Origin of the sequence: Agreia pratensis (assembly GCF_900177685.1) — a bacterium.
Taxonomy (GTDB): Bacteria; Actinomycetota; Actinomycetes; order Actinomycetales; family Microbacteriaceae; genus Agreia; species Agreia pratensis.
Genome location: NZ_FXAY01000004.1, coordinates 278,955 through 295,586 on the forward strand (window position 1 = coordinate 278,955; position 16,632 = coordinate 295,586).

At 65.6% G+C, this 16,632-nt stretch carries 15 protein-coding genes; 6 read left to right on the forward strand and 9 right to left on the reverse strand.

Annotation, left to right across the window (positions count from 1 at the left end):
- Window positions 1–66: 66 nt before the first annotated feature.
- Genes B9Y86_RS13445 through B9Y86_RS13455 form a run of 3 tightly spaced genes read right to left on the reverse strand, consistent with a single transcriptional unit; the run spans window position 67 to window position 3,107 of the window.
- Entirely contained in the window at window positions 67–1,275 is a 1,209-nt protein-coding gene (locus B9Y86_RS13445; protein ID WP_139824896.1) for a P-loop NTPase, read from the reverse strand.
- Window positions 1,235–1,777, reverse strand: coding sequence for a DUF1003 domain-containing protein (locus tag B9Y86_RS13450; protein WP_085486879.1), 543 nt, complete (start codon window positions 1,775–1,777; stop codon window positions 1,235–1,237). Before B9Y86_RS13450 ends, B9Y86_RS13445 begins: the two co-directional genes overlap by 41 nt.
- The gene (locus B9Y86_RS13455) at window positions 1,764–3,107 is read right to left on the reverse strand and encodes a magnesium transporter MgtE N-terminal domain-containing protein (RefSeq protein ID WP_085486881.1); all 1,344 of its coding nucleotides are present in this window, start codon (window positions 3,105–3,107) and stop codon (window positions 1,764–1,766) included. The genes B9Y86_RS13450 and B9Y86_RS13455 overlap by 14 nt, the downstream gene beginning before the upstream one ends.
- Before the next feature lie 47 nt (window positions 3,108–3,154).
- On the opposite strand from B9Y86_RS13455, the gene B9Y86_RS13460 reads away from it, so the two are divergent.
- Window positions 3,155–3,649: a YflT domain-containing protein gene (locus B9Y86_RS13460; RefSeq protein WP_244894757.1), complete on the forward strand. Its 495-nt coding sequence runs from the start codon at window positions 3,155–3,157 to the stop codon at window positions 3,647–3,649.
- A 20-nt stretch (window positions 3,650–3,669) separates the two neighbouring features.
- Here the strand turns inward: B9Y86_RS13460 and B9Y86_RS13465 are convergent, their stop codons facing one another.
- Window positions 3,670–5,133, reverse strand: a complete 1,464-nt coding sequence (locus B9Y86_RS13465; protein WP_085486883.1) for an aminopeptidase P family protein — start codon at window positions 5,131–5,133, stop codon at window positions 3,670–3,672.
- A 46-nt stretch (window positions 5,134–5,179) separates the two neighbouring features.
- Here B9Y86_RS13465 and B9Y86_RS13470 point away from each other — a divergent pair, with 46 nt between their 5' ends.
- Both B9Y86_RS13470 and B9Y86_RS13475 read left to right on the forward strand, forming a co-directional pair.
- Window positions 5,180–5,812, forward strand: a complete 633-nt coding sequence (locus tag B9Y86_RS13470; RefSeq protein ID WP_085486885.1) for a DUF4352 domain-containing protein — start codon at window positions 5,180–5,182, stop codon at window positions 5,810–5,812.
- A 14-nt stretch (window positions 5,813–5,826) separates the two neighbouring features.
- Window positions 5,827–6,408, forward strand: coding sequence for a hypothetical protein (locus B9Y86_RS13475; protein WP_139824898.1), 582 nt, complete (start codon window positions 5,827–5,829; stop codon window positions 6,406–6,408).
- A gap of 580 nt (window positions 6,409–6,988) precedes the next feature.
- On the opposite strand, the gene B9Y86_RS13480 is transcribed toward B9Y86_RS13475, so the two are convergent.
- A complete protein-coding gene (locus tag B9Y86_RS13480; protein ID WP_085486889.1) occupies window positions 6,989–8,266 on the reverse strand; it encodes a hypothetical protein in 1,278 nt (425 codons plus the stop codon).
- Window positions 8,267–8,318: 52 nt separating this feature from the next.
- Here B9Y86_RS13480 and B9Y86_RS13485 point away from each other — a divergent pair, with 52 nt between their 5' ends.
- Entirely contained in the window at window positions 8,319–9,188 is an 870-nt protein-coding gene (locus tag B9Y86_RS13485; RefSeq protein WP_085486891.1) for a PHP domain-containing protein, read from the forward strand.
- A 12-nt stretch (window positions 9,189–9,200) separates the two neighbouring features.
- Here the strand turns inward: B9Y86_RS13485 and B9Y86_RS13490 are convergent, their stop codons facing one another.
- Window positions 9,201–10,628: a DEAD/DEAH box helicase gene (locus B9Y86_RS13490; RefSeq protein WP_085486893.1), complete on the reverse strand. Its 1,428-nt coding sequence runs from the start codon at window positions 10,626–10,628 to the stop codon at window positions 9,201–9,203.
- A gap of 231 nt (window positions 10,629–10,859) precedes the next feature.
- On the opposite strand from B9Y86_RS13490, the gene B9Y86_RS13495 reads away from it, so the two are divergent.
- Window positions 10,860–11,573 (forward strand): ferritin-like fold-containing protein, encoded by a 714-nt coding sequence (locus B9Y86_RS13495; protein WP_244894758.1) that lies wholly within the window; start codon window positions 10,860–10,862, stop codon window positions 11,571–11,573.
- Here B9Y86_RS13495 and kynU read toward each other — a convergent pair.
- The 3 genes from kynU to B9Y86_RS13510 are packed head-to-tail and all read right to left on the reverse strand — an operon-like array spanning window position 11,563 to window position 13,319.
- On the reverse strand, window positions 11,563–12,783 hold the full coding sequence (gene kynU, locus B9Y86_RS13500; protein ID WP_085486895.1) for a kynureninase: 1,221 nt from the start codon (window positions 12,781–12,783) through the stop codon (window positions 11,563–11,565). The two genes, B9Y86_RS13495 and kynU, sit on opposite strands and share 11 nt — an antisense overlap.
- 4 nt (window positions 12,784–12,787) lie before the next feature.
- A complete protein-coding gene (locus B9Y86_RS13505) occupies window positions 12,788–13,090 on the reverse strand; it encodes a hypothetical protein (protein ID WP_085486969.1) in 303 nt (100 codons plus the stop codon).
- 4 nt (window positions 13,091–13,094) lie between these two features.
- Window positions 13,095–13,319 carry a DUF3107 domain-containing protein gene (locus B9Y86_RS13510; protein WP_044438881.1) on the reverse strand — a complete coding sequence of 75 codons (225 nt, stop codon included), beginning with the start codon at window positions 13,317–13,319 and terminating at the stop codon, window positions 13,095–13,097.
- A gap of 168 nt (window positions 13,320–13,487) precedes the next feature.
- On the opposite strand from B9Y86_RS13510, the gene B9Y86_RS13515 reads away from it, so the two are divergent.
- Entirely contained in the window at window positions 13,488–16,607 is a 3,120-nt protein-coding gene (locus B9Y86_RS13515) for an ATP-dependent helicase (RefSeq protein WP_139824899.1), read from the forward strand.
- Window positions 16,608–16,632: the final 25 nt, after the last annotated feature.

Below are 16,632 nucleotides of genomic sequence, written 5' to 3' on the forward strand. Positions count from 1 at the left end.
ATGGGTACGAACCGTCGGGGAGGACAGGCGGGTATCCGGCCGCGCCCGCGGCGGCGGGAGCGGGGTTCAGCGGGGCGATACACCCAATGGTCGACCGGCGAGATCTCGTCCCCGGGTGGCGATGCGGTCGGCCACGGATTGAATCGCGATGCTCGCCGCATCCGCCGGGTCTGCGATCACGAGGGGTTCGCCCGCATCTCCTCCGCGTCGAAGCGCGAGGCTCAGGGGCACGGAAGCGAGAAGAGGTACGGGTGAATCCTGGCCGGCCGTCAGTCGACGCGCCACTTCATCTCCGCCGCCAGAGCCGAACAGGTCGAGCACCGAGCCGTCGGCCTGCACAAGTGGCGCCATGTTCTCGATGACCCCGAAGATGCGTTGGCCGGTCTGCCTGGCCACGATCCCCGAGCGCTCGGCGACATCTGCTGCGGCGGGTTGGGGGGTCGTCACGACGATGACTTCGGCGTTCGGAAGCAACTGGCCGATAGAGATGGCGACATCGCCGGTCCCGGGCGGCAGATCGAGCAGGAGCACATCGAGATCACCGAAGAACACGTCGGTGAGAAACTGCTGGATGGTCCGGTGCAGCATCGGGCCACGCCATGCCACTGCACCGCCAGAAGAGCCCGATCCCGGGGCAGAGTCGATGAACATGCCGATCGAGATGACCTTCACATCTCGACCCACAGGAGGCAGGATCATGTCTCCGACGCGAGTGGGCTTCACAGCCAGCCCGTCGTCGTCGACCAGGCCGAGGATCGCGGGAATGGAGAAGCCGTACACGTCGGCGTCGACGATGCCGACTCGCAGCCCTCGGGCGGCGAGGGCCACCGCGAGATTTGCGGTCAGAGTCGACTTGCCCACCCCGCCCTTGCCGCTGGTGACCGCGTACACGCGGGTCAATGAGTCGGGTCCGAACTGAATCGAGCGGTGCGCGGCCGACCCTCGGAGCTTTTCGACGAGCGCTCGGCGCTCGGCCGAGCTCATGACGGAGACATCGACGTCGACCGAGTTCACGCCCGGCACCCCCGATGCCGCGGCCCGTACGTCGCGCTCGATCGTGTCGGCGGCCGGGCATCCGACGATGGTGAGCTTGAGATCGACAGACGCGCGGCCGGTCTCGTCGACCGCGATGCCGCCGATCATGTCGAGGTCGGTGATCGGTTTGCGGATCTCCGGGTCGATGACGCGCGACAAAGCCTGCCGAACAGCCTGGCCGAGCTGTGTGTCGGACGCCTCAGGCACCGGATGTTCCGGCTGCACGGCGGCCCTCGGCATCCGGCTCAGCATCGCGGTCGAGTTCGTCGAGGAATGCCCGCAACTCCGTTCGGATGAAGTCCTTGCTGGCAAGGTCTTTCATGGCGAGTCGCAGCGCGACGACCTCCCGAGCCAGGTACTCGGTGTCGGCCAGATTGCGCTCGGCGCGCTGCCTGTCTTGTTCGATCTGCACGCGGTCGCGGTCATCCTGTCGGTTCTGCGCCAACAGGATCAGCGGCGCGGCGTAGGACGCTTGCAGCGACAGGATCAGCGTGAGCGCCGTGAATCCGATCGCCGCGTCGTCGAAGCGGAGGCCCTCGGGCGCCGTGGTGTTGTAGAACATCCAGGCCACGACGAACACCGTGAGGATGACGAGAAACCAGGGAGTTCCCATGCCTCGTGCGATGGCCTCGGTTCCGCGGCCGAATCGGTCGCGGCTCTGGCGGTTGCGTCGGGGAATGACATTGCTGCGCAGACCCTTGGGCGCGTCGAGGCGAACGTCTGAGCGGTTATTGCGTGCCATTGCCGGCCCTCCTTCGTGCGCCTATGCGTACTGGTCTCTTCGTGGGAACGGGGACTGTTCGTTCGGGGAAACGCGTCGGAGTGCGTTTCTCGTCGTCGCCGTCGTGACTTCGCCAGTCATCGGGCAGCAGATAGTCGAGGACATCGTCAATGGTCACCACCCCGACGAGTCGGTGGTTGTCGTCGACAACCGGAACGGACACGAGGTTGTAGCTGGCGAGAATGCGCGAGACCTCTGCGGCCGAGGTATCGGCGGTCACCGGGTCGAGACTCGAGTCGAGCAGCGTGCCCAGGCGTTCGTGCGGGGGATAGCGGAGCATGCGCTGGAAGTGCACCATACCGAGGAACCGGCCTGTGGGCGGCTCGTACGGGGGGAGCGTGACGCAGATGGCGGCGCCCAGCGCCGGTGCCATCTCTTGGCGACGGATGAGTGCGAGACCTTCGGCAACGGTCGCATCGGCCGACACGATGATGGGTTCGGTGGTCATGAGTCCACCGGCAGTGTCGGGCTCGTACGACAGCAGCATGCGCACGTCATCGGCCTCTTCGGGCTGCATCAGACTGAGCAGGGCCTCGCCGCGCTCGCCCGAAAGCTGTGCGATCAGGTCGGCGGCATCGTCGGGCTGCATCTGGTCGAGCACATCTGCAGCGCGGTCGTCGCCGAGCTGGCCGAGAATCTCGACCTGCTCGCTCTCGGGCATCTCCTCGAGCACGTCTGCGAGTCGCGCATCGGGCAGTTCTTCGGCAACCTCGAGCATGCGCGCTTGAGGAAGATCCATCAGCGTCGATGCGAGGTCTGCAGGCTTGAGGTCGGAGTAGGTCGCGATCAGCTGTTCGGCCGACTGCGCCTCGCCGCCCTTGGTCTGCTCGACGACGTCGCGCCACAGAGCAAAGGATGTTGCCCCCTTGGCGAAAGGCGAACCCCCTGTCTTCGGTCGACGCACGAAGAGCTGGGCCACCTGCCATTCACCGGGGCCGACCTCTTCGATCGCGACGTCTTCGACGGTGGCCTCACCACTGCCGTCATTGAAGTCGAGTTTGCGACCGAGCATCTCGGCAATGACTCGCACTTCGCCGCCGCGCTGTTCGAATCGACGTACGTTGATGAGTCCGGTCGTGATGATCTGCCCGCTGCCGATCGAAGTGACACGCCCGATCGAGAGAAACACACGACGTTTGCCGGGGATCTCGACGATCAGTCCGACGACGCGGGGCGACTCGGTTCTGCGGTACACCACGAGCACGTCGCGAACCTTACCGAGACGGTCGCCGGCGGGGTCGAAGACGGTGCACCCGGCCAAACGGGCGACGAAGACTCTGGTGGCACTCACACGTCTAACTTAGACCTTCCACATGAGGGCCATGGGAGGATGGTCCTGTGAGTAATCAGATGCCATTCGGCGGCCGTACGCCGAGCAATTCCGCGACGATGCCCCGTGGCGAGATCGTTGCGACCTACGACTCGTACGTCGAGGCCCAGACCGCGGTCGACCGCCTCGCGCACGCCGATTTTCCGGTCGCCGAGGTGTCGATCGTGGGCAGCGATCTGAAGACTGTGGAGCGAGTGTTGGCTAAGCAGAGCTACGCCAGGGCGGCCATCTCCGGTGCTCTGAGCGGCCTGTGGCTCGGCCTGTTCTTCGGCTTCTTCCTCGTGATCCTGCAGCCGACGGGCACGTCGCTTCCGTTCATCGCCGCCGCCAGCCTCATCGGTGCGGGGTTCGGAATGCTCTTCCGCATCGTCACCTATTCGATCTCGCGGCGCCGCCGCGACTTCACGTCGACGATGCAGGTCATCGCAACGAGCTACTCACTCGTCGTGAGCCCGGACGTCGCAAATAAGGCGAGAAACCTGCTCGAGGCGCCCGCCGTCTGACAGGCGGGCGCACTCTTGCGCTAGCTCAGGCGTGCGATCCACGCCTCGACATCGTCGGCTGTGCGCGGGATGCCGGCCGAAAGGTTCTCTGCTCCATCGTTCGTTACGAGGATGTCGTCTTCGATGCGAACGCCGATACCCCGGAACGACTCGGGAACCGTCAGGTCATCCGGCTGGAAGTAGAGCCCCGGCTCGATCGTGAAGACCATGCCCTCCTCCACGATTCCGTCGAGATACATTTCGCGGCGCGCCTGGGCGCAGTCGTGCACATCGATGCCGAGGTGATGGCTCGTGCCGTGCACCATGTAGCGGCGGTGCTGCTGGTTGTCGGCCTCGAGCGCCTCTTCGGCGGAGACGGGCAGCAGACCCCACTCGGCAGTGCGCTGGGCGATCGCGGTCATGGCGGTCGCGTGAATCTCGCGAAACCGGATGCCCGGGCGCACGATCGCGAAGGCCGCATCGGCGGCCTCGCGCACGGCCTCGTAGATATCTCTCTGAACGGGCGAGAAGGTGCCCGAGATCGGCAGTGTGCGCGTGATGTCGGCGGTGTAGAGAGTGTCGACTTCGACGCCCGCGTCGAGCAGCATGAGGTCGCCGGGCACGACGGGTCCATCGTTGGTCGTCCAGTGGAGGATGCAGGCGTGCGGTCCTGAGGCGGCGATGGTGTCGTAGCCCACGGCGTTGCCGTCGACTCGGGCGCGGGTGTTGAACACGCCCTCGACGATCCGCTCGCCGCGCTGGTGGGCCGAGATCTTCGGCAGGTCGCGAATGACGTCATCGAAACCTCGAGCGGTGGCCGCGACGGCGAGTCTCATCTGTTCGACCTCGAACGAGTCCTTCACCAGCCGCAACTCCGACAGATCGCGAGCGAAGGCATCGTCGAGCTCTTCGTCCGAGGTCTTCAGGAGATCGCCGGAGGCCTCACGAACGACCCGGGTCGACGCATCCGCCGACTGTCGAATTCTGTCGAAGTCGGCGATGCCGCGAGTCGCGATTCCCAGGTCTCCGGCGACCTGGGCCAACGACGGCCGAGCGCCTATCCAGAACTCGCCGATCTCGGAGTTCGCATAGAACTCGTCAGAGTCGCGTCCCGCGCGTTCGCGGAAGTACAGGGTCGCGTCGTGACCACCCTCAGCTCGAGGCTCGAGCACCAGTACAGCCCCGGGCTCACTGTCGGAGCCCCAACCCGTGAGCCACGAGAACGCAGAATGGGCGCGGAAGGGATAGTCGGTGTCGTTGGAGCGCTGTTTGCGATCGCCCGCGGGTATGACGAGGGTCTCGTCGGGGTGCAGAGCCGAGATGGCCTCGCGGCGCGCCGCGGCGAAGGATGCCTCGGGCCGGGCCGGCGGAACGATGTCGGTTCGATCGGCCCACCCGCTGGCGATGAAATCGCGGAACGTCGTCGAGCCCGGTGTCGTGCTTCTATTGCCCGCCGCCGCTTCTGTGGGGGCGTCGGAGTGGTCTGTCTTCTGTGCGTCGGCCATACGACCATTCTGAGCCATTGATTCATGTCCCGAGTAAGTTAGACCCATGCCAGCAGCCCGTGATCGATCGTCTTCGCGGCTGCTCTCGCTCGTCGAACGAGCATCTCCCGCCCTCTATGCCAGCTCGGCGCTTGTCGTCGTGTTCGGTGCGGTGGCCGGATTCGGTGGCCTGAACACGGTCGAGAAGCCGCCTGTCGCGCGAGCGACCAGTGGCCAGGTGGTCACCGGTAAACAACTCGACGTCACAATAGAGGATGCGTTTCTCGCAGATGGATTCGATCCCTATTTCAACCCCGAAGACGGCAACCGATTCCTTGCGGTCCGAGCCCTCGTCACCAACGTGTCGAATACACCGGTAGACAAGGTGAAAGACAACGTCCTGGTCGACGGTGTCGTGGGATCGGCCGGTACACCGCAGGCCGATGAGGTGATCCGCATAGGGGAGTCTTCGAGCAACCCCACACTGCAGCCTGGCGTAGCGCAGGAGATCGTGTTGCTCTGGGAGATTCCAGCGAGCGATGAAGAGTCCGGCTCTGAGATCACCGTGCATGTTCTGGACAAATCCCTGCTGAAGGGTTTCCTCTTCGCCGACTCCTGGGGCGATCCCGTCGTCACCGCGGATGTTTCCCTCGTGCTGGGCGACCGAGGCTTCGACTTCGCGAAAGACAAAGCCAAGTGATCTCCGGCAGGCGAGTGACTCGACGCGGCGCCCTCTCGGCGCTGACGGTCGTCGTCGCGCTTGCGGCGACTGTGGTGGTCTACGGGGTGACGCCGCACGGTGATGACATCAACGTGCCATTCAACGTGCGCGGTGGCATCGGAGACGTTCTGACCGGCCGCACACTCACCGGCGCGGTGACGTCGGTGCGTCTGGCTTCGTCGATAGACGCCACGGCGGCTGACAGCGATTGGTCAGGTGAGACGACGGGAACCTGGGTCGTGGTCGACGCCGAGATCGCCGCTCGGTTCGAGCCCTCGTCGTTGTACAGACCGACGTTGACGATCGGCGACACGACCTACTACGCCTCGGAGCGCCTTTCGCTCGTGACGCTCGACGACGGCACCGTCAGGCCCGGCATAGCGTCGGTCGGGGTGATTCTCTTCGAAGTCTCCGACGACAAACTTCGGTCGGCAGAAGCAGCCAAGGCCGAGATCGGAATCAATGCCTCATTCGAGTCGATCCTCGACTCTCGTCTTGTCACCCAGGTCGATCTCACGAGTCTGCCTGTCGAGTCCGACGTAGCCGTGTCGCGACCCGAGGAGAAGGTCCTGTGATCTCGGAGTCGCCCGGCGAGCGGGCTGCAGACACCGGTGAGCCGTTCGCGGCAGCAGAGCCGTCGTGGTGGAGACGCAATCGGTGGTCGGTGCTGGCCCTTGCCGTCTTGCTGCCCGGAACGGTGATCGTCACCACGTCGAGCGAATGGTTCGACTATCAGAACCGCCTCTATTCGCATGCGGTGACGGTGCCCGACGGCGAGAGCGCGGTCTACGGCGGAGCCGAATTCCGAGTCCACGACACAGTGCTCGTGCGCGGCGGAACGGAGGGTGGAGACGAACTCGAGCTCGACCCCGATATGGATCTCATCGTCGCCGTGCTGGACGTGACCCCTGGAAAAGGCTCCGTCGACTCGTGCGACCTCACGATCTCGGCGACGAGCCCGGGGCATCCTGAGAAGCGCGCCTGGAACGCGAACGTCGATCTCCCTCGTAAATTTCCCCCGACCGGCGATGCTCAGACGACCTGCTCAGACTCGCAGGGGGAGCCGTATCGACTTGTCGTTGCGGCCACTATTCCGGGTGGTGCGGCAGAGTCGAAGTCATGGGTGCACATCGAGAAACTCGGCCTCGCACCGGATTACCTCGAGCTGGAGCTTTCGCCGTCGGCCGTCTCCAGCGCATCGACGTCGTCAGACATGTCGTCGAGCGCTACATCTGCGGCTCGGCGCGACGACCTCAGACAGAAGTCGAACGCGACCGCAAGCAGGCTGATGCGAACCGGCTCGACGAGCAAGTCGATCACGAACCCGATGGGCTGATCGGTCGCCATCCACCACGCGTACGGATGGGGACCGATCGCTGCATAGAGGCCGGCGAGGACCCAGTCTCCGACGCTGATCCAGAGGGCGTACGCGAAGACGTAGACGGCGAGAAAGACGATACCGCCCCGCAGGATGACCCGCGCACTCAGAAGCAAGGGCTTCGCGATCTCGATGGCGTCGTCGAACAGCGGGCGTGCGCGGCGAGCCAGACCAGCTGGAGCAGAGGCGAGGGTTGCTCCGAGGAGTGGGCCCCGCGGACGTGCGCGGCGCAGCTCGAGCCGCGAGGTCGTCAGTGAGCGCACATAGACGACGCCGGCGACGAGGAGCCATGCCAAAGCAAGGAATATGATCTCGCTGCTCGAGTTCCAGACCCAGGATGCGCCGTCCCACGCGAGTCTGAGGGTCACAGAATTCTCGACCAGCGTCTGTCTCAGCTCATCGAGAGACCGGATGAATTGGCGGCTGTCGATCCACGCGGGCACAACGCTGAAGAGGCTCGACAGCACATTGACCGCGATGAAGACCCAGACCGCTTCGAAATAGACCGTGATGATCGAGGTCCACGCCGGCAGCCGTGACCGCAGACGCTTGAGCGCGAATCGACCCGCGAAGGCGATGATGGCGACAGCTACCGAGGCCGGAGTTGCCGTGACCGCGAGCACCGTCGTCCCGGAGCCCGCATAGGTGAAGAAGTTGTCTGACTCGATGGCGAGTCCGGCGTACTTCAGCAGGTCCTGGCGCATCAGGTCCATCGTCGAGTACAGGGCGAAGAAGACGAGCACGCTCGAGAGCAGAATGTCCCGGAATCCGAGGGCCGTCTCCTCGACGGAGTCGTCGGTGACGTTGCCCTTCGCGAGCCGTGTGAAGGCCGGCATGGAGTCGCGGAGAACGAGGAACATGCCGATGTACGACACCAACCTGGCAAGGACGGCGATCGGCAGAACAAGAAGGCCCAGAGTCGCGTCGATCGCTCCGAGTTCGGCGGCGATGCGGATGACCACCCAGCGCACGATCCAGCCGCCGAGGAACCAGACCAGCAGCAATGGCCAGGTGCGGCCCGCGAGCCTGAGCACTTCGCGGATCGTCGACCTCATGCGCTCATCGTAGCGGCGAGTCTCGCGGTGCTCGAACTCGTACGATGGGCAGATGGCATCCGTATTCCCTCCAGGGCCGATCGATCTGCACACGCACTCCAGTGCCTCGGATGGAACCGAGACGCCCGCCAAGCTCGTTCGTGCGGCTGCCGAAGCGGGCCTGGGTACCGTCGCCATCACCGATCATGATTCGACGGCAGGCTGGGAGTCGGCCTCCGCCGAGGCGCGACGTGCGGGAATCGCTCTGATTCCCGGTATGGAGCTGTCGACCCGCCGAGGCCGGGCGAGCATCCACATGCTCGCGTACCTGTTCGATCCCAACAGCGCCGGACTGGTCGCCGAGTCCGCTCGCATCCGATCTGCCCGGCTCACCCGAGCGGAAGACATGGTGCAGGCCATCGCCGCCGACTACGACCTCAGCTGGGACGACGTTCTCGCGCAGACGCAGGACGGAGCGACCGTGGGGCGGCCGCACATCGCCGACGCCTTGGTGGCCAAGGGGCATTCGCTGACGAGAAGCGACGCCTTCGCCGGAATCCTGCATTGGCGGGCAGGGTATTACCTGCCGCACTACGCTCCCGATCCGTTGACGGGCGTGGAGCTCATCGTCGCGGCGGGCGGGGTACCGGTGATCGCGCATCCAGCCACGCGCGGGCGCGACGGTGTCGTGAGCGAGGGGGAGCTCTCCCGTCTCGTCGACGCGGGTCTGTTCGGCCTCGAGATCGACCACAGAGAGAACACGGAAGACGGCAAGGCTCGGCTAAGAGAGCTTGCCGCCAAGTTCGACCTGGCGGTCACGGGCTCGAGTGACTACCACGGCGAAGGCAAGCCCAACCGGCTCGCGGAGAACCAGACGTCGCCCGAGGTGCTCGAACGACTCGTCGAGCGCAGCACGGGCTGGAAGCCCGTGCTGCCCGACTGACGTCTGCGCGTTCTACTCGGCAGCGCGCGGCGTGCGGCGGCGCGTGCGACGGCGAGGCGCGCTGTTACCGTCGTGGTGCTCCGGACCGGTGCCCGTGTGGGTTCCGGCGCCGTCGGCCGACGTCGTACGAGGAGCGTTCGCCGTACCCGACTCGGTGCCGGCCGAACGCGGTGCACGCGAGCGTGTGCGCGGGGGACGAGAGTCGCCCGAGCCACGCGGGGCGCGGTCTGCGCTCGGCGCATCCGCTTTCGGCGAAGCAGGCCGCAGGCGGCCCTTGGTGCCGGCCGGGATGTTCAGGTCGGAGAAGAGGTGCGGGCTCGACGAGTAGGTCTCGGTGGGCTCCGGCTGGCCGAACTCGAGGGCGCGGTTGATGAGGGCCCACTTGTGCAGGTCGTCCCAGTCCACGAACGTCACGGCGATTCCGGTCTTGCCGGCACGGCCCGTGCGGCCGACGCGGTGCAGGTACGCCTTCTCGTCTTCGGGGATCGTGTGGTTGATGACGTGAGTCACGTCGAGCACATCGATGCCGCGTGCGGCCACGTCGGTGGCGATGAGGATGTCTTTCTTGCCCGCCTTGAACGCGGCCATCGCGCGCTCGCGCTGCTCCTGGTTCAGATCGCCGTGCACCGCCGCCGCGTTGAAGCCGCGATCGTTGAGTTCTTCGACGAGCTTCGCCGCAGCCCGCTTGGTGCGGGTGAAGATGACGGTCTTGCCGCGACCCTCGGCCTGAAGGATGCGGGCGATGACCTCGTCCTTGTCCATGTTGTGAGCGCGGTAGATGAGGTGGTTGATCTGCGCCTGAACCTGGCCCTCATCGGGATCGGTGGCGCGGATGTGGATGGGCTTCGACATGAACCGTCGCGCCAGGGCCACGATCGGCCCGGGCATGGTCGCGGAGAAGAGCATCGTGTGTCGCGTGGCCGGAGTCTGGGCGAAGAGCTTCTCGATGTCGGCGAGGAATCCGAGGTCGAGCATCTTGTCGGCCTCGTCGAGCACCATCTCGCGCACGTTCGCGAGGTTCAGCAGGCGCTGGCCTGCGAGGTCGAGGAGTCGTCCGGGGGTGCCGACGACGATCTGCGCGCCCGCCTTCAGCTGTTCGATCTGGCCTTCGTAGGCCTTGCCGCCGTAGATCGACACGATCGTCGTCGGGCGGTTCGACGTGGCGAGCACGAGGTCTTCGGTCACCTGCACCGCGAGTTCGCGGGTGGGAACGACGACGAGCGCCTGCACGCCGTTCTCGGGGGTGAGCCCGAGGCGCTGGATGAGTGGCAGGCCGAACCCGAACGTCTTGCCGGTGCCCGTCTTGGCCTGGCCGATGATGTCCTGGCCGTCGAGGGCGAGGGGGATCGTCTGCGTCTGAATGGGGAACGGCTCGAGGATGCCCTTGCTTGCAAGCGCGTCGGCCATGTCCTGGTCGATGCCTAGATCGGTGAAAGTCACTGTGTGATGCCCTGTCATGAATTATCGGGCTACGCCGCTGAGGAGAGTGGTCGCGGAGGCAATCGAGACCGAAGTGGTCCGTTCCCTGCACGTCGAAGGCCGGCGATGGCGCCTGGCGGGCGGCGTAGACGCCCCGATTCGTGTCAGGGCATCCCCGAGTTTACTGGATCGACACGATTAAGGGGGCGCCTGGTCCGTTGACGGGCGCGCCGCGCCGCTAGGCTAACGAGGGTGTTCACGTTTCGCCGGCCCAAGGTGCGCCTCGAGGTGCCCCGCCTGAAGCCCCGCGGAGAGGCCGTGCAATTACCGCGCGTGAATCTGGCCGAGCTCACCCCCGCGCTGCTTCCCTATCTGGGTCAGGCCGCGTATATCCAGCTTTCGCTGTTCGAATCGCTGTCGCGCATCGTGACCCAGGCGCCCACCGTGGCGCACAAGGAGTCGCTCGGCCCGGCCGCCGGCCAGGCGCTCGACAAGCACGAGCGGCTCGTCGCCGAGATCCGCCGACACGTCGCGGATCCAGCGGTCATCATGCAGCCGTTCGCCCCCGCCATCGACCACTATCGCGAAGTCGTCGCGGGAGAGACATGGCACGAAGCTCTGACGAGCCTCTACGTCAGCGCCGGCATTCTCGACGACTTCTTCATCCACCTCGCAGCGGGGCTCGAGAACGGTTCTGGCCCGCGCATGGTCCAAATCCTCGATGCCGAGAGCGGTCGTCAGGCCATCGCCACCATCGTGGCCGAGGGCATCGCGAACGATCCGAAGCTCGGGTCTCACCTTGCCATGTGGGGTCGTCGGGTCGTCGGAGACACTCTTCTGGTCGCGCGTTCCGCGATTCACCACACCGACAACCGCAACTCAGACGAGCAGCGCATAGAGCCGGTGTTCACCGAGGTCATCGCTGCGCATACCCGCCGCATGGACGGGCTCGGACTCACAGCCTGACGAGCTGCTCTCGCACGGCCTCGAGGCCGTTCCAGAGCTCGACGTGACTCGTCGATAGTGGCGACAGTCCCAGACGCATGCCGTGAGGTGCGCGGAAGTCGGGAATGACGCCACGGCGCCACAGCTCGGCGGTGATCTGTTTGAACGCCGGATGCTCGATGGTCACGTGGCTGCCCCGGCGCTCGGCCTCTCGCGGGGTCGCTAGCTCGACAGCCCAGGATGCGGGCCAGTCGTCGACGGCCTCGACGGCGAACCGGGTGAGGGTCTCCGATTTAGCGCGGATCGCCTCCATTCCCACCTCAGCGATGAGATCGACCATGTCGCGGAGTGCCTGCATGCCGACGATCGACGGCGTGCCACTCAGGAATCGCCGCATGCCGGGGGCGGGGGAGTATCCGGGACCCATGTCGAACGGTGCCGCGTGGCCCATCCAGCCCTGGATCGGCTGCGACAGCTGGTTCTGGAGGTCACGGCGGACATAGACGAACGCCGGCGACCCAGGACCGCCGTTCAGGTACTTGTAGGTGCAGCCGACGGCGATGTCGACGCCCCACTCATCGAGTTCGATCGGCACGCTCGCGACCGAGTGGCAGACATCCCACAGCACCAAAGCGCCGGAATCGTGGGCGATCGCCGTGAGTGCGGGCACATCGGCGAGGAACCCCGATCGGTAGGCGACGTGAGAGAGGAGCACCAGCGCGGTCTTCGCGCCGACCACAGCCTCGAGTTCAGCGGGCGATACCCCACCGCGAGTGTCGGATTCGATCCATCGGAGCTCGAGGCCGCGCTCGGCCGCGATGCCCTCGACGAGATAACGGTCTGTCGGAAAGTTGTCGGTGTCGACGACGATCTCGGTGCGCCCGGGCCGCGCATCGACTGCAGCGCGGATGAGCTTGTACAGCAGGACCGTGGTCGAGTCTCCGACGGCCACCTGGCCGGCTGCCGCGCCCAGGGTGATCGCACCGATGCGGTCTCCGAGGCTGAGAGGAAGGTCGAACCACTCCTCGTCCCACCCTCGAATCAACCGGGAGCCCCAGGCATCCGATGCGAACGACGCGAGCCGCGCCGCGCTGGCGCGGAGTGGGCGGCCGAGGGAATTGCCGTCGAGATAGGCGGAGACGCTCGGGTCATCGGAACCGATGAAGAGCTCGCGGCGCGACGCTAGAGGGTCGCGGGCGTCGAGCTCTTCGGCCTCGACGAGGGATGCCACCGGTTCAGTTCGCGGCGGATGGCGTGCGGAGCGCGTTGAATCGCGCGATATCGGCGCGCTCACGAGAGCTACCGATCACGCGATCGACGATGCCGACGACCACGGCGGTCACCACGAGGCTGATCACCCAGATCCAGCCGCCATCCCACTTCAGACCTGCCCATGTGAGGGCCACCCAGACGATGGCCGCCACCGCGGCACCGATGGACGGAACGAGCGCGACACCGTGATTTTCTCGGTGCGACAGGCTGTACCGCGCGACGAGACCGAGAATGGCGCCGCCGAGGGTGATGAAGAGCAGCTCCATCGGGCTAGAGAACGAAGCCGACGCGTCGTGCCTCTTCTGCACCGATTTCGACATAGCTGAGTGTCGTCGCAGGAACGAGGTAGACGGTGCCTTTGACATCGGTCAGTGACAGGTGACCGGATGCTCCGCTCAGGACCTCTGCGACGGCCTTCTCGATGTCGGCCGGTGACTGGCTCGACTCGAAGCTGATTTCGCGGGGGGAGTGTGCAATGCCGATTCGAATATCCACCAGGACTACCTTTCACAAGTGCTGCGGCCCACTCTGGGGCCATGCGTCCAGATTAGGACAGAATCGCGAGCCGTCACGCCGATCCGAGGCTACGGCGACTCGCCGAGAGCGAACAGGCTCGGCGCCCAGATACCAACGGTGTCAGTGGCACACGTTAGCTTTGCTCTCGTGGAAATTGATCGGCCCTTCGCCCGCGACCCCGGGCAGTCGCGTGTGCTGGCGCTCGAAGACTCGGCCAGTTGCGCCGTCATCGGTGCGCCAGGTACGGGCAAGACCACCGCGTTGGTCGAACTGCTGTGCCACCGTGTGCACGACCGAGGTTTCTCGCCCGACGAGGTCCTGGTCATCACCCCCACTCGCGCATCCGCTACGGCGCTTCGTGACCGGCTGGCCCTTCGCATGAACGTGCCGTCGAACGGGCCCCTCGCTCGCACGGCGAACTCGATCGCATTTCAGATCGTGCGGGGCATGGCGGCCGTGCGCGGTGAAGAACCGCCCGTTCTTCTGACCGGGGCCGAGCAAGATCAGATCATCTCCGAATTGCTCGCGGGTGATATGGCCGACGCGTCCGGGCCAGCCTGGCCCGACCATCTCGGAGAAGACGTACGGCGCCTGAGAGGGTTCCGCACCGAATTGCGCGACCTCATGATGCGGGCCGTCGAAACAGGCACATCCGCTGATCGACTCGCGATGCTCGCCGAGTCCGCCGGTCGGCCCGAATGGAGGGCAGCGGCACAGTTCATCGAGGGATACGACCGCGTCAAGACCAGCTATCGCGATAGAAGTTTCGATTCTGCCGAACTCGCGCGTGAGGCCGCCGTGCTTCTGCGTGAGGCGGAGTCGTCACCCGACGAGCTCGAGGCGGCGGTCGGCTCGCTCGCCCGGTTGCGCCTCCTCGTGCTCGACGACGCGCAGGAGTCGACGCTCGCGACACTCACTCTGGTTCGAGAGTTCGCCCGTCGAGGGGTGGCCGTCATCGCATTCGGTGACCCCGACATCAGCACAGGCACGTTCCGGGGCGCTCATCCAGATACGCTCGCGCGTCTCGGCGAGTACCTCCGCATCTCCACAGAATCACCGATCATCCTCGATACGGTGCACCGTCATGCAACTCACTTGCGGTCGCTCGTCGCCGATGTCACCGCCAGAATCGGCACCGCCAGGGCGGGTAGTCAGCGCCGCGCGGTCGCTGCTGGTGCAGCTGCTCCCTCCGGTTCGCGACCGGAGGTGTCGACGGTGCTCGCGACGAGCCCGTCCGATGAGATCGGCGTGATCGCGCGCCGCCTCCGCGAGGCGCACGTGTTCGAGAACGTCGCGTGGGACGACATGGCGGTGATCGTTCGAAGCGGCTCGCAGATCGCGCCTCTCGAAAGAGGACTCGCGGCGTTCGACGTGCCCACGAGGGTGTCAAGGGCCCGTGTCGCGCTGCGAGACGAACCCGTGGTGCGGGCATTCGCATCCATTCTCGAGATCGCGTTGGGGCGCCGTGAACTGACGGGCGAACTGGCTGAGGCGCTCCTGCTCAGTCCGCTTGCAGCATCCGATGCGGTGCTGCTCCGCAGACTCAAACGCGCCCTTCGGCAGCTCGAGTTCGAATCCGGCGGGCACCGTACGGGGTCCGAGCTCTTGGTAGACGCCCTCCAGATGCCGCTGGTTCTCGCTCGAATCGAGCCGCGTGTGGGTCGCAAGGCGCGTCTGCTTGCCACGATGATCGCCTTGACCTGTGAGGCGGCCTCGACCGAAGCCAGCGTCGAAGAACTGTTGTGGCAGATCTGGGAGACCAGCGGACTCGCGGAGCCCTGGCGCGCGCAATCCCTCGGCACTGGCCTCGTCGCCGACGAGACCGCGCACGACCTCGACGCTGTCGTGGCGCTCTTCTCTTCTGCCAAGAGGTTCGTCGAACGGTCGCCCGAGGCTCCTGCCACTGTGTTCCTCGAACAGCTGCTCGACGTCGACGTTCCCGAAGACACTCTGGCGAGGGCGGCAACGGCACGCGCGGTCACCGTCACGTCACCAGCCGGGGCCGTCGGCACGCAGTTCGCACTCGTCGTGGTGGCCGGGGTTCAAGAAAATGTGTGGCCCAATCTCAGAATTCGAGGCACCCTGCTCGGTGCTGACGCGCTCGAGGGGGCGAGGCGGGGCGAGGCGCCAGCTGTACTAGACCAGAGAACGGCCGTTCTGCACGACGAGCTTCGAATGTTCGCCCAGGCGATCTCCCGAGCCTCGGTCGAACTACTGATCACGGCGGTAGACGACGACGATTCATCGCCGTCACCGCTTTTCAAGCTGCTTCCCGAACCTGTTCCAGGCGCGGTGTCGCGCACGCCGTTGTCGTTGCGTGGGCTCGTCGGCGTACTCAGGCGAACCGTCGTCACTCGCGGCGAGTCTCAAGCAGCATCCGCGCTCGCCACTCTCGCGCGTGAGGCGGTGCCCGGAGCTCATCCAGCGGAGTGGTACGGGCTGGCTGCGGCCAGTTCGATGGAGCCGCTCGTCGACCTGTCCGACGAAGAGGCACGGGTCACCGTCTCGCCGTCGCGCATGGAATCGTTCGAGACGTGTCCTCTCAACTGGTTGATCGATCACCTGGGCGGAGGATCGTCGAACACCTCGTCGCAGGTCGGAACATTGATCCACGAGGCGATGGAGACGAGCACGACGGCAGCCGCCCCTGACACCAGCGAACAGGCGCTTTTCGACCTCGTCGACTCGCGTTGGGGCGAACTGTATTTCGAATCATCGTGGCTCAGTGAGATCAAACGCAGGGAGGCGAGGCAGCTCGTGTCTCGGCTGTCGACATATCTCGCCGACTTCGACCGCCAGGGCGGCACGCTCTTGGGGGCGGAGTCGAAGTTCGAACTAGAAGTTGATCAAGCCGTCCTCCGGGGAACGATCGATCGAGTCGAACTCTACCCAGACGGATCGGTGGTGATCGTCGATCTGAAGACCGGCAAACGGGCGTACACGGCCGCGGAGATCGGTGAGAACGCCCAACTGGGCGCATATCAGCTCGCTTTCAAGGCGGGCCTGATCGACGGAGTTCCCCGTGACGCTCGACCCGGAGGAGCCCGGCTCCTCATCGTGTCGAAATCGAGCCGCGGCAAGAACTTCGTCGACCACACCCAAGCGCCTCGCTCGTCTGGCGAACTCGACGAGTTCCGGCAGCGCATTCTGACCGATGCCTCCGGAATGGCAGGTGCGCACGTCGACGCTCGCATCGGGTCTCACTGCCTCGACCCGTGGTCGCACGGCGCGTGTCGCATTCATGTGATCAGGGCGGTGAGCGCGTGATAGGCGCGGTCGAGCTCGCCGATGC